This window comes from Micromonospora sp. NPDC127501, assembly GCF_040302185.1.
Lineage (GTDB): Bacteria > Actinomycetota > Actinomycetes > Mycobacteriales > Micromonosporaceae > Micromonospora.
Genome location: NZ_JBEORJ010000008.1, coordinates 89,271 through 108,721 on the forward strand (window position 1 = coordinate 89,271; position 19,451 = coordinate 108,721).

20 protein-coding genes are annotated in these 19,451 nt (G+C 68.3%); 11 read left to right on the plus strand and 9 right to left on the minus strand.

Annotation, left to right across the window (positions count from 1 at the left end):
• Nucleotides 1-57 precede the first annotated feature (57 nt).
• Entirely contained in the window at nt 58-1,629 is a 1,572-nt protein-coding gene (locus tag ABTW72_RS19595) for a cell wall anchor protein (RefSeq protein WP_350860623.1), read from the minus strand.
• Between the two features lie 196 nt (nt 1,630-1,825).
• Here ABTW72_RS19595 and ABTW72_RS19600 point away from each other — a divergent pair, with 196 nt between their 5' ends.
• Complete coding sequence (locus tag ABTW72_RS19600; RefSeq protein WP_350860625.1) at nt 1,826-2,167, plus strand: VOC family protein; 342 nt, start codon at nt 1,826-1,828, stop codon at nt 2,165-2,167.
• 200 nt (nt 2,168-2,367) lie between these two features.
• Nucleotides 2,368-3,129 carry a hypothetical protein gene (locus ABTW72_RS19605; RefSeq protein ID WP_350860627.1) on the plus strand — a complete coding sequence of 254 codons (762 nt, stop codon included), beginning with the start codon at nt 2,368-2,370 and terminating at the stop codon, nt 3,127-3,129.
• A 37-nt stretch (nt 3,130-3,166) separates the two neighbouring features.
• Here the strand turns inward: ABTW72_RS19605 and ABTW72_RS19610 are convergent, their stop codons facing one another.
• From ABTW72_RS19610 to ABTW72_RS19625, 4 genes are all read right to left on the minus strand, one after another.
• Nucleotides 3,167-3,736 (minus strand): DinB family protein, encoded by a 570-nt coding sequence (locus tag ABTW72_RS19610; protein WP_350860629.1) that lies wholly within the window; start codon nt 3,734-3,736, stop codon nt 3,167-3,169.
• A 351-nt stretch (nt 3,737-4,087) separates the two neighbouring features.
• On the minus strand, nt 4,088-6,205 hold the full coding sequence (locus ABTW72_RS19615; RefSeq protein ID WP_350860631.1) for a double winged helix-containing putative transcriptional regulator: 2,118 nt from the start codon (nt 6,203-6,205) through the stop codon (nt 4,088-4,090).
• A gap of 272 nt (nt 6,206-6,477) precedes the next feature.
• The gene (locus tag ABTW72_RS19620; protein WP_350860633.1) at nt 6,478-7,140 is read right to left on the minus strand and encodes a response regulator transcription factor; all 663 of its coding nucleotides are present in this window, start codon (nt 7,138-7,140) and stop codon (nt 6,478-6,480) included.
• Nucleotides 7,137-8,285 (minus strand): sensor histidine kinase, encoded by a 1,149-nt coding sequence (locus tag ABTW72_RS19625; RefSeq protein WP_350860635.1) that lies wholly within the window; start codon nt 8,283-8,285, stop codon nt 7,137-7,139. The genes ABTW72_RS19620 and ABTW72_RS19625 overlap by 4 nt, the downstream gene beginning before the upstream one ends.
• 197 nt (nt 8,286-8,482) lie before the next feature.
• On the opposite strand from ABTW72_RS19625, the gene ABTW72_RS19630 reads away from it, so the two are divergent.
• Together ABTW72_RS19630 and ABTW72_RS19635 are read left to right on the plus strand one after the other, a co-directional pair.
• Entirely contained in the window at nt 8,483-8,995 is a 513-nt protein-coding gene (locus tag ABTW72_RS19630) for a DUF1772 domain-containing protein (RefSeq protein ID WP_350860637.1), read from the plus strand.
• Nucleotides 8,992-9,501 (plus strand): hypothetical protein, encoded by a 510-nt coding sequence (locus ABTW72_RS19635; protein WP_350860639.1) that lies wholly within the window; start codon nt 8,992-8,994, stop codon nt 9,499-9,501. Before ABTW72_RS19630 ends, ABTW72_RS19635 begins: the two co-directional genes overlap by 4 nt.
• A gap of 101 nt (nt 9,502-9,602) precedes the next feature.
• Here the strand turns inward: ABTW72_RS19635 and ABTW72_RS19640 are convergent, their stop codons facing one another.
• A complete protein-coding gene (locus tag ABTW72_RS19640) occupies nt 9,603-10,844 on the minus strand; it encodes a PQQ-dependent sugar dehydrogenase (protein ID WP_350860641.1) in 1,242 nt (413 codons plus the stop codon).
• Between the two features lie 184 nt (nt 10,845-11,028).
• Between ABTW72_RS19640 and ABTW72_RS19645 the strand changes: the two genes are divergently transcribed.
• Complete coding sequence (locus ABTW72_RS19645; protein WP_350860643.1) at nt 11,029-11,583, plus strand: hypothetical protein; 555 nt, start codon at nt 11,029-11,031, stop codon at nt 11,581-11,583.
• 3 nt (nt 11,584-11,586) lie between these two features.
• Here the strand turns inward: ABTW72_RS19645 and ABTW72_RS19650 are convergent, their stop codons facing one another.
• On the minus strand, nt 11,587-12,000 hold the full coding sequence (locus ABTW72_RS19650; protein WP_350860645.1) for a DUF6896 domain-containing protein: 414 nt from the start codon (nt 11,998-12,000) through the stop codon (nt 11,587-11,589).
• Nucleotides 12,001-12,230: 230 nt separating this feature from the next.
• Between ABTW72_RS19650 and ABTW72_RS19655 the strand changes: the two genes are divergently transcribed.
• The 4 genes from ABTW72_RS19655 to ABTW72_RS19670 all read left to right on the plus strand — a co-directional run bounded on the left by ABTW72_RS19655 (nt 12,231) and on the right by ABTW72_RS19670 (nt 16,073).
• Nucleotides 12,231-13,466 carry a low temperature requirement protein A gene (locus ABTW72_RS19655; RefSeq protein ID WP_350860647.1) on the plus strand — a complete coding sequence of 412 codons (1,236 nt, stop codon included), beginning with the start codon at nt 12,231-12,233 and terminating at the stop codon, nt 13,464-13,466.
• Between the two features lie 228 nt (nt 13,467-13,694).
• Complete coding sequence (locus ABTW72_RS19660) at nt 13,695-13,994, plus strand: hypothetical protein (protein ID WP_350860649.1); 300 nt, start codon at nt 13,695-13,697, stop codon at nt 13,992-13,994.
• Between the two features lie 80 nt (nt 13,995-14,074).
• Complete coding sequence (locus ABTW72_RS19665; protein ID WP_350860650.1) at nt 14,075-14,632, plus strand: hypothetical protein; 558 nt, start codon at nt 14,075-14,077, stop codon at nt 14,630-14,632.
• A gap of 1 nt (nt 14,633) precedes the next feature.
• Nucleotides 14,634-16,073, plus strand: coding sequence for a dihydrolipoyl dehydrogenase family protein (locus tag ABTW72_RS19670; protein ID WP_350860652.1), 1,440 nt, complete (start codon nt 14,634-14,636; stop codon nt 16,071-16,073).
• A 138-nt stretch (nt 16,074-16,211) separates the two neighbouring features.
• On the opposite strand, the gene ABTW72_RS19675 is transcribed toward ABTW72_RS19670, so the two are convergent.
• On the minus strand, nt 16,212-16,820 hold the full coding sequence (locus ABTW72_RS19675; protein ID WP_350860654.1) for a TetR/AcrR family transcriptional regulator: 609 nt from the start codon (nt 16,818-16,820) through the stop codon (nt 16,212-16,214).
• Between the two features lie 244 nt (nt 16,821-17,064).
• Between ABTW72_RS19675 and ABTW72_RS19680 the strand changes: the two genes are divergently transcribed.
• Together ABTW72_RS19680 and ABTW72_RS19685 are read left to right on the plus strand one after the other, a co-directional pair.
• Nucleotides 17,065-17,838, plus strand: coding sequence for an alpha/beta fold hydrolase (locus tag ABTW72_RS19680; RefSeq protein WP_350860656.1), 774 nt, complete (start codon nt 17,065-17,067; stop codon nt 17,836-17,838).
• A gap of 97 nt (nt 17,839-17,935) precedes the next feature.
• Entirely contained in the window at nt 17,936-18,280 is a 345-nt protein-coding gene (locus ABTW72_RS19685; protein WP_350860658.1) for a hypothetical protein, read from the plus strand.
• Nucleotides 18,281-18,489: 209 nt separating this feature from the next.
• Here the strand turns inward: ABTW72_RS19685 and ABTW72_RS19690 are convergent, their stop codons facing one another.
• Entirely contained in the window at nt 18,490-19,362 is an 873-nt protein-coding gene (locus ABTW72_RS19690) for a DUF1152 domain-containing protein (protein ID WP_350860660.1), read from the minus strand.
• Between the last annotated feature and the right edge of the window lie 89 nt (nt 19,363-19,451).

The window sequence follows — 19,451 nt, forward strand, 5'->3', positions numbered from 1 at the left end:
CGAACCCGTGCCCCGCCGACCTGAGGTCGACGGGGCACGGTTGGTGCAGGGAATTGATCAGGCGACGAAACGGGTCTTGCGGCGGCGGGCCACCACGAAGCCCACAGCGCCGGCGGCGAGCAGTACGGCGCCGATGCCGGCGGTCAGGCCGGCCTTGGCACCGGTGATCGGCAGCGAGCCATCGGTGTCCCCGCCTCCCTGGCCGTTGTCCCCACCGGGATTCCCGCTCCCGCCGTCAGCGCTCGCGATGATGGTGATCTTCGCGCTGTCGTTGGCTGGGTTGAGATCCACGCCCGTGTCGAAGGTCAGCCGCACCTCTGCGGCCCGGGTGCCGGCCTCGTCGAGGCGTAGCTCGAACTCGTACTCGATTTTCTCGCCCTGCGCCAGGCGCTTGTGCTCGACGCAGTGGTACACCTTGGCGCCGAGCTTCCCAGGCACCCAGTCGCCGTAGCTCGAGCAGGTCATCGGAACGCGTACGGCCGTGACGCCACTCGGCAGCGAGAGCACGGTACGGGCCCGGAGATCCTTGGCTCCGTCAACGTTGACGGACGCCGGGCCGTTGTTGACGTAGCCGACCTTCAACGGCACCGTGGCGCCGACCTTTCCGGTTGCGGTCGCCGGCGTCCCGAGCGCCGCCACCTCAGCCCCCTGGTCACCGCTGACCTGGAGTCTCATCACCGTATCGAGGTTCTGGCCGTTGACGTCTGTCTGCTGCGACCTGCTGTGCGGGCCAACCGGCTCAAGCCTCAGTTCCCCCTCGGTACCCTGCTGCCCAAGTCGCGCTGGGTTGAAGGACTGGGACTCCTCCCAGTCTGCCGGCGTGTACCAGCGCGCCGAGCCGGTGTGACCGTTCGGGGCCGGATCGTCGGCCGGCACGGTGAAACCGAAGCTGGAGTCCAGCCGTGCGGCGCCGCCCGGCTCGATGGTGTTGGGGAACCGGCAGGCGAAGGCGTGGCGGAAGGCGTCGGCGGGGCTGTACTCGCAGTTCTTGTACCGCTTTGACGGGCCGTAACCGTAGCCACCTTCGAAGAACAGCACCACGTCGTGGACGGCCTTCTCGCCCCGGTTCGCCACCGTGAGCGGGACGTCGAGCGTGCCGCCGAGGACGCCTGTCAGCTCGAGCCTCTGCTCGATGGCGGCGAGATCCACGCCCTCACCGATGCTGACGGTCGAGTGGTGGGTGGCCGAACCGCCTTCGGCATCGGTGATTGTGAACGTGATTTCACCCTGCTGGTCGGGCGTGGCACTGTCCTTCGCCCGCACGACCAGGTTGACCATTGTGATGTACGTGTAGTAGTCGTTTTCCTCCGCCACCACCTTGCAGGTGAGGATCGCACCAGACTCGGTGCAGGGGGCAGCACTGTTGGCGTCCCGTACGTCGGCGAAGCCAGCGACCTTGCTCCGGTCCACCTTCACGGTGTATTCGCCCCACTCCGAGTTGCTGGTGCGGGGGCGGGCAAAGAGGTTCGATCCTTTTGCAGGGCCGCCGGGGGCGACAACCACATCCTTGGCGAAGAAATCGAGGTCCTCGGCGGCAGGGGCGGCGAAGGCGGGGATGGCGGAGGCGGCGAGGAGCACGCCTACGACGCCGAACCCGGCAAGCCAGCGTCGGGCGAGTTGCTTGGGCATTACCGGGTTCCTCCGTGGTGTTGATCAAAGGGGCCCGTGGAGCTTATGAGGCCGTTAGGGGCTGATGCCGCCCCACTCGGGCGCCAGCGACGGATACCGGCCGAACGGAGGGCCAGCATCGCCGTACGGCCGACCGCCGCACCAGGGCGATCGTCATTTTTCTGATCTTCCGGGGCCGAGCCCCTAGCATGGCGTCATGACCGTAGATCTGTTCGCGGGCATCCCCGTTCGCGACTACGCCACCGCGGCGGCCTGGTACGAGCGACTCCTCGGCGCCCCGCCGTCGTTCCTACCGAACGACACCGAGGCGGTGTGGGAACTCGCCGAGCACCGGTACCTGTTCATCGAGGTGCGGCCCGACCATGCCGGGCACGCCATGCACACCGTCTTCGTCAGCGACTTCGACGCCCGCACCGCCCAGATCGCCGAGCGTGGCCTGGAGCCGGCCGGGCGCGAGACCTACGACAACGGCGTCCGCAAGGCCATCTTCCGCGACCCGGACGGCAACGAGATCGGCTTCGGCGGCGGGCCGGTCTGACGGAGGCCGGCGGCGTCCGCAGACCTCTGTAGGTACACGCGAAAGCTCCGGCCGGAGATCCGGTCGAGGCATCTCGCCGGTACGGTCCACTACCACGTGTCTTGGCCCCGCGAAGGCCCCGCCAACGGGTTGAAGGGCAATGGCGTTCGTACGATTCCAGCGCCGGGACGACTTCGCTACAGTGCCGGTCATGGTGCGCAATGGCTAGCGTCAGAGGCAGTTTTGAGTATCCCGATGGGCTGATTCCAGGAACGTCCAAAGCGGGTGGACTTCACCAGAATCTGTACGACAGCGCCGGGAAGCTCGTTGACCACGGCACGTTCATCCCGGATGGTGACAGCACGGGGTCGGCAGGGCCGGGGAGGGCGTCCTCGGAGTTCAAGGATCTGGTCAGGACGCTGGCTCTGGAGGCCGCCACGAGGGCTGCCAAGGCGGCCGCGCCGCATGTCGAGAGATGGTTGGTGCAGCAGGCACTGCCGGCTGCGAAGACCGCGTTGACCCAGCAGGCGGTCCCAGCAGTGAAGTCGACATGGAACAACCAGGCGCTCCCCGCCATGCGGTCGACGTGGAACTTTGTGTCAGGGAAACGATCCTCTCGCGGTGCCATTGCCGCCGAGTCGGCGCCGGAGGCGGGTCCGATCCGGGTCACGGCGACTGTGGGCGGGGAACCGTCGCCAGAACTGGTTGCGGCGCTTGAGAGCTTCAGTGCCGGGTCCAGCGAGGCCGAGGCGAGGGAACGCTTCGTCGCGGCGATGATGGCCCAACTGCTCACCGAGGACGGTCGACTGTTCAACGAGGTGCAGGCGAGGGTAATGCTCAACGTCGGTGCCGAGGAGCTGAACATGGAGAGCGCGCTCGGCCCGGAGCAGGTGGGCGAAAGCATCAAACGGATGCTGGAGGAGGATCCGGCATTGATCGATGAGCTGGTACGGGCTCTGGGGCCGCGCCAGATCGAGGGGTGAGCGACGCACTCCGCTTCGGCGATGGCGGTGCAGCCACCTACCGGTGGAAGCGGGCGCTCACGGCTGAGTCCTGCCAGCGGTAGAGGTCGCGCAGTAGGGAAATCTCGGCGCCGTGATGGATCAGCTCCCTGTTGACGTGCAGGACGATGCCCTCCATGGGAAACCGCTCGGGACCCACAGGGGGCGGATTTTCCAGGTCGGCGTCCGAGAGTTCGCGGACCCCCGCGTTCCATCTGCCATACGTCTCATCGAGCTGTTTCAGCGCCTCGTCGGCGGTCCCCGCGTAGGCGAACGTCTGGGAGTCGATGTCCTGGCCGCCGAAGTGCCATCCGACCCGATAGCCCAGGCAGGAGACGATGATGTGCGCCAGCCGCCAGGCAATCGTTGTCACCGGCGCCGGCACCGGGTCAGGAGACGCGGAGTCCATCGTCCATTTCCCCGAACCCGCCGACATGGGTGCGGCGGACGTGCCACGTGGGCGGATGCTCCAGCAGCCACGCACCGGCTCCCAGAAGTACTCCTCATCAGCGAGACCGTCCAACCGCGGCCGCAGGTTCTTGTGCCAGTGCCGGTCCAGCTGGTCCGCGATTCGCTCACTTCTTGTCATTTCCGCACGCTACATACAGCAGAGACCTGGCTGCGACCCCACCGTTGCTCGTATTAGCAGCTGGGCATGCCGCACGGTACCTCCGGGCACCAGATCAACGGTTGGACCAGCTTGTTCGTCTGCCCTGTCTGCGGCCGGCCTTCTCGTGCGCTTCGATCAGGCGGCCCGCGCCCGGTGTGGTGAACAGGTCGGCGTCGGCCGCCGAGTCGGCTGACCTGGAGTGGTTGGACACTGTGGTCGGTATCGGTGAGGTAGCGGTCGGTGGGGACGGCGTGAGTCGCAGTTCCGCCTGAACGACGATCAGGGGGTTCGTGATCGATGCCGCCCCACCGGCACGAATTCCCGCAGGTTCTATTGGGCCTCGCGGTGTCGGCGGTCCATGGCGTCGGCGAGTGCGCGGAGGCGCCTTGCTCCCGCTCGAGCATCGCCGAGAACGTACGTGGCGAACTTCGGGTCGTCGACCGCGTTGACCAGCTGTAGGGCGCCGACGTGCAAGCCTGACATGACGTCGATCGCCTTGACGATCTCTTCAACGCTCGGGCGGAGTTCCGTTCTGCGTCCGTCCCGGGAGATGTCGCGGGCGGAGATCGGCTCGCCGGCGTCGCTCTCCTCCTCGGCGAGCTTGGTGAGCAGAAACGACACGATGTCCAACTCCCGGCGGCGGTCCGCGATCAGGTCGTCGACATCTGAGAGTCCATTCGGAACGAGGAACATCTGCCCTATCTCGTAGGGCCGGAGCCCCAAGGCGATCGAGGCCTCCGTCAGCGTTCCCAACCGGTCGGCGTCCAGCAGCACCCACTTTTTCTGCGACGCCATGTTCTTTATGGTGTCACCGGTGAAACCCGGTCCGACGATCGCGATGCCGCTGGCATGATGGCGCCCCTTGTGGGTCTCGATCGCCACATCGCTGACGTCGGTGTGGGTGACATGGCCGGACGACCGCGCCTTCGCTTCGATGATCGCTGTCGACCGTGAGCCGTCGGCGTTGCGCCACTGGACAAGGATGTCCGTGTCACCGGATCCGCCGACCGTCCGGGCCTCGAAGCCCATAGCGAGGAAGGCGTCACAGATGGCCTTCTCGAAGGCTCGGCCGTTACCTTCGCCTCCGGCCAGGGGTTCCCTGGAGAGGTGGACCAGGTTTTGCTTCACCGGAAGGGGCTGGGTCTCTGCCGGTACCAGCCGAGCGTCCTGGGTCTCGTCCGAACGCTCCTGTGGAGCACTGGGGATGTCGGCCAGAGGCAGCTCGGCCGCCAGTGCAGTCCCTCTTGGCGTGGCCCGTAGACTCCCGTAGCGCGGCTCCTCTATCAGTCCGGTGTTGAGAAGGAAGCTGGCGATCCACCGGCACTTGTCGATATTCAAGCCGAACTTGGCAGCTTCGGAATACATGTCGTTCCGGGTGACGTCGTTCTCGACCGTGCGGATCATTTCGCCGACGAACCGCATGTTCGCATGCAGGATTCTTACAAAGTTGAGGTCTTCACCTGACTCGACCCAGGCTCTCGCTGCCGGCGTGGCCTTGAAAACCCCCCGGCCCACCTCGACGAGAAGCCCCGACGCCCGCAGGAACGGCAGCATCGACTCCACGCTGCTGCTCTTCAGGTCGAACGTCTCGCTGATGAACGAGAAGAGCTCTCTGCGCTCGATCCTTCCCAGAGCCGCGTTGATGATGGTTCTGAGGTTCTCAACCTTGTTGGGATTCGACGGTGGGCTCGGAACCCAGATGTTGTAGGTGTTTCGCGACTCGTGCGTGCGGGCCGATGTCGAGAACTCCTCCAGAAGACCAGCAATTTCGGCCGGAGCCTCAGGAACCTCGACCAGGCTCACAGGTGCTTCTCCGAAAGCGTCCGGCCCCACCAGCACGCGATCCGCAAGTACGGTCCGCCCAGCCTCTGTGATGCCCCACCGCCGGCTGCCAACTGCCTCGATCAGGCCGAGGACCTCCTGCCAGTCCATCCGGATGCGAGTGTTTCCCTTGCTCTTCCAGGACTGCTTGTAACGCGCTCGGATGCGCTCATCGACCTCGTCGATGGTGAGCGGTTCCACGGCTACCAGCGACAGAACCTCCGCGAAGAGCCTGATGCGATCGGCCAGGATCGTGGCCAGACGTGCGGGCGTCGGATCGGACTCGAGCTTCAACCCGGTCGCGGTGAGGCGAAGCTCGTCGGCGGTGTTTTCGACGAGCTGGAGGCCCCGAAGGAAGCCGTAGTAGTCACGCCACGTCGCAGGCTCCAGTCTGGGGGCTGCGCCACCTTGGCGCCGTTCGATGCTCTCGATGTCGAACGACAACTCAGGCTTCGTGTCGAGGCCGACCGCGCGCCCCTCGCCGACCTGCTTGACGAGCTCGAGGACTAGGGGGAGCCACACCGCTTTACCGCCGAGCAGACCCGGGACCGCGCTGGCCTGCCTGCGCCAGAGCGCTCTCTGTTGGGCGACAACTTCGGGCCGGCCGGACGGATCACCATGCGTCATGGGCGACATCCTAGATACACATTCAAGCAGTAATCAATGTCATCAAGGAGTACGTCGGCCTGATTAGGCATCTACTATGAGCGATCACGACGGTCTACCCAGGACGGCCCTGGCCCTCACGGCGGGGGCACCCGGGACATCCTCGGCTTGTGCGCCAGCGAGAGCGGTGAAGGCACCAAGTTCTGGCTGCAGACCCACGGAATTGGTCGTACGAGCGGGTGGGGCGCGACCAACACCGAGGTGGTGCCCTGCTCTTCGCCGTCGCCGGAGGCTCAGCCGTCGCCGGGGCGGACCAGCCCGCTCTCGTACGCGATGACCACAAGCTGGGCGCGGTCGCGGGCGTTCAGTTTGTGCAGCAGACGACTCACGTACGTGCGGGCGGTGTCCGGGCTGAGATGCAGGGCCGACCCGATCTCCACATTCGATCGTCCGGTGCCGACCTGTGTCAGGACGTCTCGTTCCCGCGCGGTGAGCCCGGTCAACCGGGCGGGGTCCGCGACGGGGGAGCGGGCGGCCGCGGCGATCACCCGCCGGGTCACCGCCGGTGACAGCAGCGCGTCCCCGCCGGCCACCACGCGGACGGCGTCCCGCAGGGCGTCGGGCGGGGTGTCCTTGAGGAGGAAGCCGGCGGCGCCGGCGCGGATGGCCTCGAAGAGGTACTCGTCGTCGTCGAAGGTGGTCAGCATGACCACCCGGACGTGGGTCAGCGTCGGGTCGGCGAGGATGCGGCGGGTGGCCTCGATACCGTCGCCGCCGGGCATCCGGACATCCATCAGGACGACGTCCGGCCGCTGCTCGCGGGCGACCCCCACACCGGCCCGGCCGTCGCCGGCTTCGCCGACAACGGTGATGTCCGGGGCGCGTTCCAGCAACGCGCGGAGGCCGGTGCGGACCAGGTGCTGGTCGTCGACGAGGACGACGCGTACGTCGGTCATGCGGCGACTCCGGCCAACGGTAGGTGGACCGAGACCCGGAAGCCGCCGTCAGCGGTCTCGCCGGCATCGAGGGTCCCGCCGAGCAGGGCGACCCGCTCCGACATACCGCGCAGCCCCTGACCCGTCTCACCCGCCGTGCCGCCGGCGGATCCCCGGCCGTCGTCAATGACCTCCACCGACAGTCCGGCCGGGGCCACCCTGATCATCACCGTGGCGCGGGTGGCGTGTGCGTGACGTAGCACATTGGTCAGTGCCTCCTGCACGATGCGGTACACGGTGCTGCCGACCACCGTGGGCAGGGCGTCGACCGAGCCGTCGATACGCAGTTCGACCGGCAGCCCACCGCGGCGGACGCCCTCAATGAGCGTACGCAGCTGGGTGAAACCGGGGGCCGGCTCGCGCGGCCCGGGCTCGCGACGCAGCGTGCCCAACGTGGCACGCAGCTCGGCCATGGCGCTGCCGCTCACCGCGTGGATCGCGGCCAGAGCGGCCTCGGCCCGCTCGGGCTCGGCGTCAGCGAGTGCCTCCCTCGCCACGGCCGACTGCAGGGTGACCACCGACATCGTGTGTCCGAGTGTGTCGTGCACCTCCCGGGCAATGCGCAGCCGCTCGGCCTCGACCTGCCGGGCCGCCTCCCGGCGGCGTTCCTCGGACGCCGAGGCGGCCTGCCGGGCCAGCGTGACCCGTAGCGAACGCCGGTTGCGGACGGCGTCACCGAGAGCGATGACGGCGAGTATCAGGGCCGCCTCGGAGCCGAGACCAGCACCGATCACGACAGAGATGTCGTCCCGCTCGACGAGCCGGGCGGCCACCGAAACGGCCAGCAGGCTCCCGCCGACGGCGGCGGCCGGGACCACCCGGCCCCGCTGGGCGGCCACGTAGAGGATGGCGGCGGCCGGCGCGGCCACGCCGACCGGCGGCAACTCCAGCGCGTAGTAGCCGAGGATGCCGGCGGCTGTCGCCAGCAGCGCGGGGACGGTCCAACGCCGGGCTACCAGCAGCAGTACGGCGAGGCCGACCCCGAACCCGCCAGCCAGCGCCGCCTGGGAGGGCGGCGCGTCCTCGGTCGCGATCGCCGCCGCGACCAGGCCCAGGATGGCCACCGCGAGCAGCGCCTCGGTTCGGGTGGGTGAGGTGGCCTGCACATCCGTGAGCCTAAGTCGGTGCGGGCCCGCGCCGCTGCCGTCCGCAGGCATCACCCCCGCCCCCCGCACGTACGTCGAGAAGCGATGCCAGCTCACGCGGCTGCGCGGCAGACGGCCCCGAATTGGCGACCTAGCGTCAACGGCGACATCACAGGACGTGCCCGCAAGGGGTCCGATAACCAAGGAGAAGTACTGCTGTGTCCCGTATCAGGCTGACGTGGATCGTGCTTGTCGTGCTCGTCTGGGCGGCGATGATGTCCTTTGGTGGGGTCGCGGCCGAGACCGTGATGCTCTACCCGAACATCTTCGGGGACGCACCCGCCTCGCTGGACCGGGCCCGTGAGTTCCTGGTCGCTGGAGGCCCGAGCGACTACTTCCCGCCACTGGGCGCCTCGGTCGTGTTGATGAGCCTCGCCGCGACCGCCCTCACGTGGCGCAATCGGCGACTGCGGTGGTACGTCGCCGCCGCCGCGGCGGTCTTCATCGCCTGCGAGTTCCTGTTCTCGGTGGTGTTCTTCTGGCCACGCAACGAGATCATGTTCGTCGACCCGGTCGGCACGCATTCCCCGGAGTACCTACGCCAGGTCGCCGACGAGTTCGTCGCCGGCCACTGGGTGCGCCTCGCCGGCGGAGCGGTGACATCCGCGCTGGCATTCACCGCCCTGCTGCGCTTCGCCAGGGAAACCGCGCCGGTACGGGTCGAGCGATGAGCGCCGGGCGCCGTACTCTCGGGTTCTCGTGGCCGGCCCTGGTCGCGCTCGCCGTGTTGGCCGCCCCGCGGGCGGTCCTGCACGACCTGCACGTCGTGGAGGAAGGGCGGCCCGCCGCCGCGCTGCTCGCGGTCGTACCGCTGATCTGTTGGGTCGCCGCCGTGCTGTGGCGGCGACCGCCGCGTCCGTTCCTGACCGTGGTGGTCATCGGGGCGATCTACGGGGTTCTTCTCGCGGTTGGTCACCAGATTCTGTGGGACGAGGCGTTCGGTGCGACCGGGCCGAGGCTCGGGGACATCGACCCTCGGGCGCAGGAAGCGATCCTCCGGGTGGCGGCGGTGTTCTCCAGCCTTGTCACCGGAATCCTCATCGGGGTGGTGGCCGGGGCGGTGGCGGCGGTGCTGAGCCGGCTCGTCATCGGGCGGCAGCGCGCCGCCGAGCAGTCGGTCGAGACGGTGTCGCGCCGACCGGACGAAACGGGTGCCACTCGGCCACCGCAAGGCTGATCCGTCAACCGGCGAGCACCAGGCCGGCGCGAGCTGGGGACGGCCGCCGAACGCGGCCGTCCCCAGCTGGTGGTGCGGACGTCAAGGGCATGTCCCGAGGTTCAGCGGATCGTCGCCCCGCCGGTGGGGGTCGGCTGGACCCGCTCGAACCGCACCTTGCTCAGCCATCCCGGGAGATCACTGAGCACGTACAGCTCGCCGTTCACATCGGCACCGAACGCCGTCGGCTGGGTGGGGAAGGTGCCGATCTCAGCGGACTCGTAGCCACCCGTGGACTTGGGTCGCACGGCGAAAGCGCGGGTCGAGCAGTAGTCGCTGGCGATGTAGGTGCCCCGCGCCTCCGGGGTGACGGAGCCCCGGTACACCAGGCCGCCGATGATGGAGCAGTTCTCCGTCATGTAGTGGTCGTACTCGACGACCGGGTCGGTGAGCCGCACGCCCGGCCGGCACTGCGTCTCGTCGAAGACCGGCGTGCCCTCTCGACAGGACCAGCCGAGGTTCGCGCCACGCTGCGACGGGCGGACGTGGTTGATCTCCTCGATCAGACCCTGGCCGACGTCACCGATCCAGAGCGAGTTGTCGGCGGGGTCGATGGAGAACTTCCACGGGTTGCGCAGCCCGTAGACCCAGATTTCCGGTCGCGCGCCCGACGTGCGGACGAACGGGTTGTCGTAGGGCACGCAGTAGGGCTTTCCCCCGCAGCTGCGGTTGACGTCGATCCGCAGAATCTTGCCGAGCAGGGTGCCGAGGTTCTGCCCGCTCTTGAACGGGTCGTTCGCGTAGCCACCGTCGCCGAGGGACCAGTAGAGGTAGCCGTCGCGGCCGAAGGCCACCTGTCCGCCGTTGTGGTTGCCGTACTCGGCGTGCTCCTGGGTGAGCAGCACCTGTACCCGATCAGGAGCGTTGATGGGGACTCGCGCCAGGGTCAGCGCACCGGCCGGCAGGCTCGTGTAGGCCACGTAGAGCATCCCGGTCCGCGCGAAGTTCGGCGCCGGAGTGATGCCGAGAAGGCCGCGCTCGTTGTCCGACGTGTCGATCCGGGCGGTCAGGTCGAGCACAGGGTCGGGTGCCAGGCCGGTGTCGGGGTGGTAGGCGCGGACGGTGCCGTTCTTCTCCGCGATCAGCATCCGGCCGTCCGGCAGCCCGGTGATCGCGATCGGACGCTGGAGACCGAAAGCCACCTGTTCGGATACCACGGTCAGCTCAGCGAGTGGTGCAGCACGGAGTTTGGATGGGCCGGCCGCGGCGGTGCCCGCCACCGCCGTCGGTGGCGACAGGGACGCAGCCAGGGCCAGAACGAGCAACCCGGCCAGCATGGCCGGACGACGACGTCGTCGTGACATGTTCAGCTCCTCGAGCAGGTGGGTGGTGGACGCGGTCTGGGAGCGTTCCCACGATACATTGGCTGAAATCGATATCCAACCCACGTCTACGCGTTCGGTCCGTAGCTGGGCCGTCCCGTGACTTCCGAGGCGGGTGACAACGGGCGATAGGGTGAGTCACCGATCGATGCGAACGGTGGTGCCGGTGAGTCTGATCCAGGCGGGTGTCACCGCGACAACGACAATGCTGGCCGTCCTGATCGGTGGGTGGCTCACCGTCCGGGCTCAGGATCGGCTGTGGCGGCGCGACCAGGATCGACAGTGGCGAGACATCCGGCTGAACGCGTACACCGACTTCATCGGCGCGGCCCGGGAGTACGTGGCCCACGTCCTCAACCCGGCGGCGCGCATCACCGCGGTGCCGCGCCCGCGTGATCCGGGTGATCTCATGCCGTTCTTCGACGACGAGGGCAGCCGCTACCGGGAGCGGCTGGAGAGCACCAAGACCGCGCTTCGGCTGGTGGCCGGCCACGTCGAGGTGGTGAGCGGCTCGTCGGAGCTGGTGCGCCAGGCCCGGCTCCTGGCGGCCACACGAGCGGGTAGCGAGGCCGGGGCGTTGCCCGCCGATCGGTTCGACGCCCTCTGGGAGGCAGAGCGCCGATTCATCGAGGCGGCGCGGACGGAACTCGGCCTGCCCTCCGCGTTCCACGCCGTCGATCAACGCGCTGTGCAAGCTGAGGGTGAGGCGCCTCCCGGCTGACGGTCAGTCGCCCTTCCGCCAACGATCGGGCAGGGCATACCAGCGGCCTGCCTGCACCTCCAACAGTTCGCCGGTGCTGGCGAGGCGCGAGCAGGCTGTGCGCAGCTCCTCGACCGAGGGCCGGGCGTCCGACTGTTCGTCGAGGAACCATCTGATCCGCCAGGCGTCGAAGGCTTCGACGTCGTCGACCACATCGACGTCGACCACCCGGCCCAGCTCATCGATCATCTGACAGCCCGCTCCGTGGACCGCGTACTCGACGCCTGTGCTCGACGTGCCCGCTCGCGGGAGCGTTTTCGCGTGCCGCACCGCCACCATCAGGTCCTTGATGCCGTCGACGTCCGGATAGGCATCGAACAAGCGTGACTGGATGCACCGCAGAGCGGCGGCGTAGCGGCGGACCGCTGCGATCGCCAACTCAGATTCCTCGCCCACGACATCAGTATGTACGGCCGCGCCTCGCGGGCGGTTTGGGTCAACGGCGGCGTGTGCGCGAGCAACTCGGGTGCCGCCGAGGCCCTGCGATCGGGCCGTCTCGCTGATCTCCCGAGGCCAGTCGTACGAGGTGTGGTTGCGGCGGGGTGCGCGCTGACGCAACTCCGTTGGCGGCCGGCTCGTTGGTAGCGAGGGGCGGACGGAGGCGGACGATGGCGGCGGGGCGGGGTGCCGAGCTGCTGCGCCCTCCAGTGAGCTCGGGTCGGGCGACGTTCCTGGAGCTGTTCTTCGATCTGGCGTTCGTTGTGGCCCTCACCCGGGTCTCGCAACGATTCGCGGGGTTGGGCGACGACACCGGCTGGGCGCTCGTCACGGGGTTCGGGCGTACCCTGCTGCTTTTTCTGGCGCTCTGGTTGATCTGGTCGCACACCGCCTGGATCACCAGCCGGTACGAACCGGAGCAGCCGATCATTCAGGCCGTCGTGGTCGGCACCATGTTCGCCGGCCTGATCATGGCGGTGACGCTGCCCCGCGCCATGGAGGAGCGAGCGCTGCCGTTCGCGGTCGCGTACCTGATGGTGATGGTGGTGCGGCCGCTCGTGGTCGCCGTCGCGCTGCGTGGCCATCCGCGACGGCTGGTGCCCCTCCGGCTTGTCGTGTGGGCTCTGGCGAGCGCCCCGCTGTGGCTGGCCGGCGCGTTGGGCCCGGATCACCTCCGCCTGCCACTGTGGGTTGTCGCCCTCGCTGTCGACTACATCGCCTGGACACTGGGCTGGCCGCTGCCGTGGCTCGGGGTCGCGAAGGTGGGTCGGTGGCGGATCGCGGGGACCCATCTCGCCGACCGTTATCAGCAGATGTTCCTCATCGCGCTCGGTGAGTCGATTCTGGTCATCGGCGTGGTTTTCAGCGGCGCGGACTACTCCGCGGAGCGGGCAGCCGCCTTCGCGGTCGCGTTCGCCACCAGCGCGCTGCTCTGGCGGATCTACTTCTACCGCGCCGGTCTGCTGCTGACTGAGGCGTTCGACCGGGCGGGTATGCCCGGCCGGCTGGGCGCGGTGTCGGAACGGACGCATCTGTTGATCGTGCTCAGCGTGCTCGTCACGGCGGTCGGCTATGAGCTGGTGATCGATCATCCGTTCGGGCAGCCGCGGCCCGGTTGGCTGCTGTTCGTGGTGGGCGGTCCGATGCTCTTCCTCGTCGCCCGTATGCGGCTGGAGTACGAGATCTTCGGCCAGGCTTCCCGATCCCAGATCATCGGCTTGGTCGCCCTGCTGCTGTTCGCGCCGTTGTTGGCCCGCTGGGCACCGATGGCCGGGCTGAGCGTGGTGGCCGGAGTGCTGGCCCTGGTTGCACTCACCGGTGCGCTGCGAAGGCGGGGACAGTCGCTGGAGGTTTCCGCCTCGCCGATCGGGCGGGAGACGTCCGGGGATCGCGACTCCGAGGAGTGAGGCGCCGGTCGGCCGCCGGGTAACCGCTGGCCTGGCAGGACACCCCGTTCATGTCGAACCGGTGCTTCTTGTTAGCCAGAAAGTGGCGAGCGCCACAACACGTCACAGGTTATAGATAGAACGGTCGGTCTTGACGATGAGGGGCCGAGTCGATATGGTTCTCCGAGACAGAACGTTCGTTCCACCTGGTGATAGCCGGGTGTACGGCTGCGCCTGAAGGAGACCGCCATGCCTACCAAGATCACCCTCGTCATCGGTAACCCCGCAGACCCCGACGACTTCGAGAAGACCTACGCCGACGTACGCCGGGCCGCCGAGACGTTCCCGAAGCTTCAGCGGATCGAGTCGGCCAGGGTGTGGCCGAAGGAGGACGGCACGCCCACTCCCGCGTACCGGACGCTCGACCTGTACTTCGCCAGCTACGAGGACGCCTCCGCCGCAGTGGCGACGCCTGCCGCCGGTGCCGTCTTCGGTGGGCTCCAGGGCGCTCAGGTGGAGATCACGGGGCTGTTCTCAAACATCGAGTAGCACCGCCCTTCCCCTCCCGGCGGCGGCCCGCACCCCCGCTGGGCGTCCCCCTTCGCTCCGGAATCACCGAGAGGATGACCATGACCACCGTTGCCGTTCCCGGCATCTCGACGACGGCCGCTGCCCTGCGGCGGTTGTACTTCGGTCGCTTCGCCTTCGCAATCGTCTGGGCTGCCGTGACGTTTCCACTCGCCAAGCACCTCAACCCCCTCACCGCCGCGCTGCTCGTGCTCTACCCGCTGTTCGACGTTGCCGCCGCCATCGTCGACGTCCGCGCGTCGCGGGCCACCGGATCGCCCACCCTGCTGTACGTGAACGTCGCGATCAGCCTGCTCGCCGCGGTGGGCCTGGGCGTCGCCGGCGCGTCCGGCGTCCCTGCGGTCCTGCGGGTCTGGGGCGCCTGGGCGGTCGTGGCCGGACTGGTGCAGCTGATCGTGGCCGTCACCCGCCGCACGATGGGTGGCCAGTGGCCGATGATCATCAGCGGTGGCATCTCCGTCATCGCCGGTGGATCGTTCGTCGCGGCCGCCTCCGCGGACAACCCGGCGCTGACCAACGCGATCGGCTACGCCATCCCCGGCGCCATCTTCTTCCTCATCGCGGCCATCCGCCTCGGCCGCGCCGCGAAGGGAAACTGACGTGCAGAACGCCACGTACGACGTCATTGTCATCGGCGCGGGGCCGGTGGGGGAGAACGTCGCCGACCGCGTCGTGCAGGGCGGCCTGACCGCCGCGATCGTCGAGCGGGAACTGGTGGGTGGCGAGTGCTCGTACTGGGCCTGCATGCCGACCAAGGCGTTGCTGCGCAGCCAGGCTGCGCTCCGGGCGGCTCGCCAGCTGCCCGGTGCGCGCGAGGCGGTGACCGGCGAGCTGGACGCGGCGGCAGTGCTGCGCCGCCGGGACGCCGTCGCCTCGCACTGGAAGGACGACGGGCAGGTGTCCTGGCTGGACTCCGCGGGGATCGCCCTGTATCGGGGCCAGGGGCGGATCGGCTCCGACAGGATCGTCGAGGTGACCGGGGCGGACGGCGCCACCACCTCGCTCACCGCCCGACACGCGGTCGTCATCGCGACCGGAAGTAGCGCACTGGTGCCGGACATCGCCGGTCTGCGCGAGGCGGCACCATGGACCAGTCGTGAGGCAGCCGCCGCGAGCGAGGTTCCCGGCCGGCTCGCCATCATCGGTGGTGGTGTGGTGGCCACGGAGATGGCGACCGCGTACGCCGGCCTCGGATCGGCGGTGACGGTGCTCGTCCGCGACGGAGTGCTCACTCTGGCGGAGCCGTTCGTCGGCGAGCGGGTCACGCAGTCCCTGCGGGAAGCTGGCGTGTCGGTCCAACTGGGTGCCGAGGCCACGTCGGTGAGCCGCGACGGCGACGGCACTGTGCACATCACACTCACCTTCGGCGACCAGGTCGAGGCCGACGAGATCCTCGTCGCGATCGGCCGTACGCCGAACACGCACGACATCGGCCTCGACCGGATCGGCCTGAAGCCGGGCGCCTGGCTCACGGTCGACGACACCCTGCGGGTGGTCGATTCTGCCGGCGCGTTGATCGGCGACGGATGGCTGTACGCGGCCGGCGACGTCAATCGTCGTGTGCTCCTGACCCACCAGGGCAAGTACCAGGCTCGCGCGGTGGGCGACGTGATCGTGGCGCGGGCCACTGGCGAAGCGGCAGACGACCGCCCGTGGGGTCGGCACGTCGCCACCGCCGACGAGCGCGCCGTGCCGCAGGTCGTCTTCACCGACCCGGAGATCGCGTCGGTGGGGCTGACCGCAGCCGCCGCCGAGGCCGCCGGACTGCGGATCCGGGTCGTCGACTACGACCTGGCCGCCGTAGCCGGGGCCGCGCTGCACGCCGACGGCTACCAGGGGCAGGCCCGGATGGTCGTGGACGAGGAACGACGGGTGATCGTCGGCCTCACCCTCGTCGGCCCGGACGTCGCGGAACTGATCCACGCCGCGACGATCGCCATCGTCGGCGAGGTCCCACTGGAGCGGCTGTGGCACGCCGTGCCCGCGTACCCGACCGTCAGCGAGGTCTGGTTGCGCCTGTTGGAGGCGTACGGTCGCTGATCAGAGCCGTGCGGTCGTCCGCGCCGTCGCCAGCGAGCGAGGGCGGGCTCAACCGGTGGCGGCAACACTGAGGAACTGGGTCATCCCCTCACCGGGGGGATGACCCAGCTCCAGGTCGTGCGGCGTGGTCGTGCTCGGCTAACGGGCCGACTCTGCCGACTGGCGCTCCGAGTTGATCCTGAGGAGTCCTTCGACACCGCGCAGGAAGGTCTCGGACACCAACGTGGGGTCGGAGAGGCATCCGGCCGCCATGGCGCCGTCCCGGAGCATGACGAAGTGGCGCGCTGCGGGATCCGCCGTTCCTTCGTGGACCTGTGCCATGAGCGTGGTGATGGTGCCCAGGAACCATTGCCGGTGGGCCATGAGTTCTTGGTGCACGGGATGGTTCGTGTCGGGGTACTCCGCTGCGGCGTTCAGGAAGGCGCACCCACGGAACCCGGGGGACTGGATGTTCTCAGCGATGGAATTGGCGATTGCCAGGAGCGGCTCGACCGGCGATCGGTTGGCCGCGAGGGCCTGGTCGACCATGCCGCGCTCCAGCTGATGCACCTCACGCAGGTAGGCCAGGATGAGGTCGTCCTTGCTGGGGAAGTGCCGGTAGAAAGTAGCCCTGGTCACCTTCGCCTCGGCGATGATCCGGTCGACGCCGACGGCGTGAATGCCCTCCGCGTAGAAGATCCTGGTCGCCGTGCGCAGAAGCTTGAGACGTGCCTCAGAGGGTCGGGCATTGGGTTCGTCGCTCGCCATCCCACCATCTTAGCGACAGAACGTTCGGTCTGATCTGTACCTGAGGGCATTGGGCGTGGCACCGTTCTTCGATCTCGCTGACAGTGGCCTCATCAATGCTGGATTCTGGATGCGGCAACCCCATCGGAGCCGGGATCGCGCGGGCTGATTCGCAATGCCGGGGAAATGCTCCGTCGACCGTCCTCGTCGGCCCGGCCTGCATACCGCAGGCAGCGGGTGGCGAGCCCCTCGAAAGGAACTTCAGATGAGCGCTGCTTCTGACATGTCTGCCCAGGAGATGCCGACAGTTGTGCTGATCCACGGGGCATTCGCCGGCTCGTCGAGTTGGAACGGGGTGATTGCCAACCTCAAACGTCGGGGTTACCCGGTCATTGCCGTCGCCAACCCGCTGCGCGGTGTGCAGAAGGACGCCGCTTACGTTCGGGCGCTACTGGACAGCTTGCCCGGACCGGTCGTGATGGCCGCCCATTCCTACGGCGGGCTGGTCATGACCGAAGCCGCGGCCGGTGCCTCCAACGTCAAGGCCCTGGTGTACGTCGCCAGCGTGAGCCCGGACGTAGGCGAAAGTGTGATCGGGTTGCTCACCAAGTACCCCGGCAGTCAGCTCGCCACCAGCATCAATATGGTGCCGATCCCCTCCGACGACGGCGGCACGACCATGGATCAGTACATCCTGCAGGACAAGTACCCCGAGGTGTTCGCCGCCGACGTCGACCCCGGCACCGCCGAGATCATGGCGGCAACGCAGCGGCCCGCCTCCGCGAGCGCCCAGGAGGAGGGCGTGACCAAGGCCGCCTGGAAGACGATTCCCTCCTGGACTCTGATCACCACCCAGGACCAGGGCATTCCGCCGGACCTGCAGCGCTTCCTGGCCGACAGGGCGGGCTCCACAGCAGTGGAGATCGCCGCTTCCCATGCGGTGGCGGTCTCGCAACCCGGCCCGGTCGCAGATCTCATCGACACCGCCGCCCGCGCCACCGCACGCTCGATGCAGCTGTCCAAGAGTCGTCGGGCTTGACCAGGCTTGCCGAAGCGGCGGTCCGGTTCGTTCCACCGCTGTCGGTGCGGGCAGAAGGGTGCCCAAACCGAGCGTCCGAAGCTGCGATGATGCCTCGGTGAGTCAGACAGCGGAATGGGACCGCGTGGTCGAGGGCGCTCGTGTTCATTTCATGGCCGGCCAGGACGTCGAGCCGGAGACTGCCGACAACATCGATGCGCACCTGAACTTTGCTGACGGCACCCGTCGGTGCGCCACGTTCATGACGACGGATGAGATCGCCCGTCTCCTGCAACGCTGGGCTGGGACCGGGGAGGTGGGAGGCGGCCGATACTTCTGGTGCTCCGACCTGGTCATCATTCCAAGGCCCGGAGTCGAGGCGATGGTGGCGGCCCTGGGAGAGATGATCCGATCCGGCGACATCGACGTGATGCTCAGCAAGCTGGAGGACGGCGCGGTCTAGCTGAGTGACCAACCGCCGCGCCGGCTTGCGTCGACTTGCCGTCGTCAAAACGGTGCCCGGGCCACAGGTTTCTGGGCGAGGAGATATCCCTGGGCAGGGCTGTCCGGTCCATCGGCAGGGACGCCACCCCAGAACACGGTGGTGAAGCCAGCGTCGGTGACACCGCACCAGCAGCCCATGCCCACCCGCACCTGCCGCCGTCCGGACGATCAGTGCGGGAAAGCGCGGGGGATACGTGCGTCGAGAAGTTCGTCGCGGAACGCTTGGATGCGTGTGATGACCTGCCGCCTGCCGATGGTGTTCTCGATGCGGTCGAGGTAGAGGCATCGGGCCGCGAGTTTGTCGAGATCGACGGTGAAGTAGATCGCCATCAGCGGGTTGACGAACAGGTCGCCGCCGCCGGTGCGCCGGGTGAATCGGACGTCCCCGAACTCGCCGCTGGTGGCGGCGGCGATCTGTCCCTGAACGATGCTCGGCCGCTGCGGGGTGGCCGCCTGGGCGTGAGCGACGGCAGCGCGGTAGAGCTCTGCCTCCCGGCTGGAACCGGGAATGGACAGAGCGCCGAGGTAGCCACCCTCGCGGTCGAGCGCGGCAAGGTTCTCCAGCACCTCGACATGGTTGACGCCGTCGTAGGCGTCGATGCCGAAGCCCAGACTGGTCACCAGCTTGACCGGTACGTCCAGCGCGGCCACAGCGGCCAGGCTGGTCACGTCCTCCACCGGTGTGCCGAGATTGCTTTCGTCGCCGCGCAGCAGCACATCGGCGCCGCCGTCGACCAGCACCACCGCGTCGATGTCGAGGTGTTCCACCAGGCGCCGGTACGCCGTTCGCAGCGGCTGGACACCGAGCGGCGGAAACGCGTACACCGTCGACGGCAGTTGCTCAGCCGCCAGCCATCGGGCGAGCGTTCGCTCCGGGAAGTACCAGTCGGAGCTGGTGGTATCCGGCTGAACCGCTGCGACGTGCTCCACCACCCACGCGTCTCGGCCGATCAACTCGAGTTCCGAGAAGGAGAGGCTGGCCAGGTGCACCTGCGCGCCGGCACGCCACAGGGCTAACGCCAAGGGCAGGCCCGCGTACACGTCAAACCCCCCGCCGGCACCGGCGATGAGGATGCTCCGCGCCGGAGCCAACGCGGCGAACAGTGGCGGAACTGCCAACGAGAACGCAC

Bases quoted from the DNA above. Each gene is read 5' to 3' on its own strand.
- ABTW72_RS19605 (WP_350860627.1), top strand. From the start codon at position 2,368: ATGGCTAGCGTCAGAGGCAGTTTTGAGTATCCCGATGGGCTGATTCCA.
- ABTW72_RS19600 (WP_350860625.1), top strand. From the start codon at position 1,826: ATGACCGTAGATCTGTTCGCGGGCATCCCCGTTCGCGACTACGCCACC.
- ABTW72_RS19595 (WP_350860623.1), bottom strand. From the start codon at position 1,629: ATGCCCAAGCAACTCGCCCGACGCTGGCTTGCCGGGTTCGGCGTCGTA.
- ABTW72_RS19640 (WP_350860641.1), bottom strand. From the start codon at position 10,844: ATGTCACGACGACGTCGTCGTCCGGCCATGCTGGCCGGGTTGCTCGTT.
- ABTW72_RS19655 (WP_350860647.1), top strand. From the start codon at position 12,231: ATGGCGGCGGGGCGGGGTGCCGAGCTGCTGCGCCCTCCAGTGAGCTCG.
- ABTW72_RS19660 (WP_350860649.1), top strand. From the start codon at position 13,695: ATGCCTACCAAGATCACCCTCGTCATCGGTAACCCCGCAGACCCCGAC.
- ABTW72_RS19620 (WP_350860633.1), bottom strand. From the start codon at position 7,140: ATGACCGACGTACGCGTCGTCCTCGTCGACGACCAGCACCTGGTCCGC.
- ABTW72_RS19680 (WP_350860656.1), top strand. From the start codon at position 17,065: ATGAGCGCTGCTTCTGACATGTCTGCCCAGGAGATGCCGACAGTTGTG.
- ABTW72_RS19635 (WP_350860639.1), top strand. From the start codon at position 8,992: ATGAGCGCCGGGCGCCGTACTCTCGGGTTCTCGTGGCCGGCCCTGGTC.
- ABTW72_RS19610 (WP_350860629.1), bottom strand. From the start codon at position 3,736: ATGACAAGAAGTGAGCGAATCGCGGACCAGCTGGACCGGCACTGGCAC.
- ABTW72_RS19665 (WP_350860650.1), top strand. From the start codon at position 14,075: ATGACCACCGTTGCCGTTCCCGGCATCTCGACGACGGCCGCTGCCCTG.
- ABTW72_RS19615 (WP_350860631.1), bottom strand. From the start codon at position 6,205: ATGACGCATGGTGATCCGTCCGGCCGGCCCGAAGTTGTCGCCCAACAG.
- ABTW72_RS19675 (WP_350860654.1), bottom strand. From the start codon at position 16,820: ATGGCGAGCGACGAACCCAATGCCCGACCCTCTGAGGCACGTCTCAAG.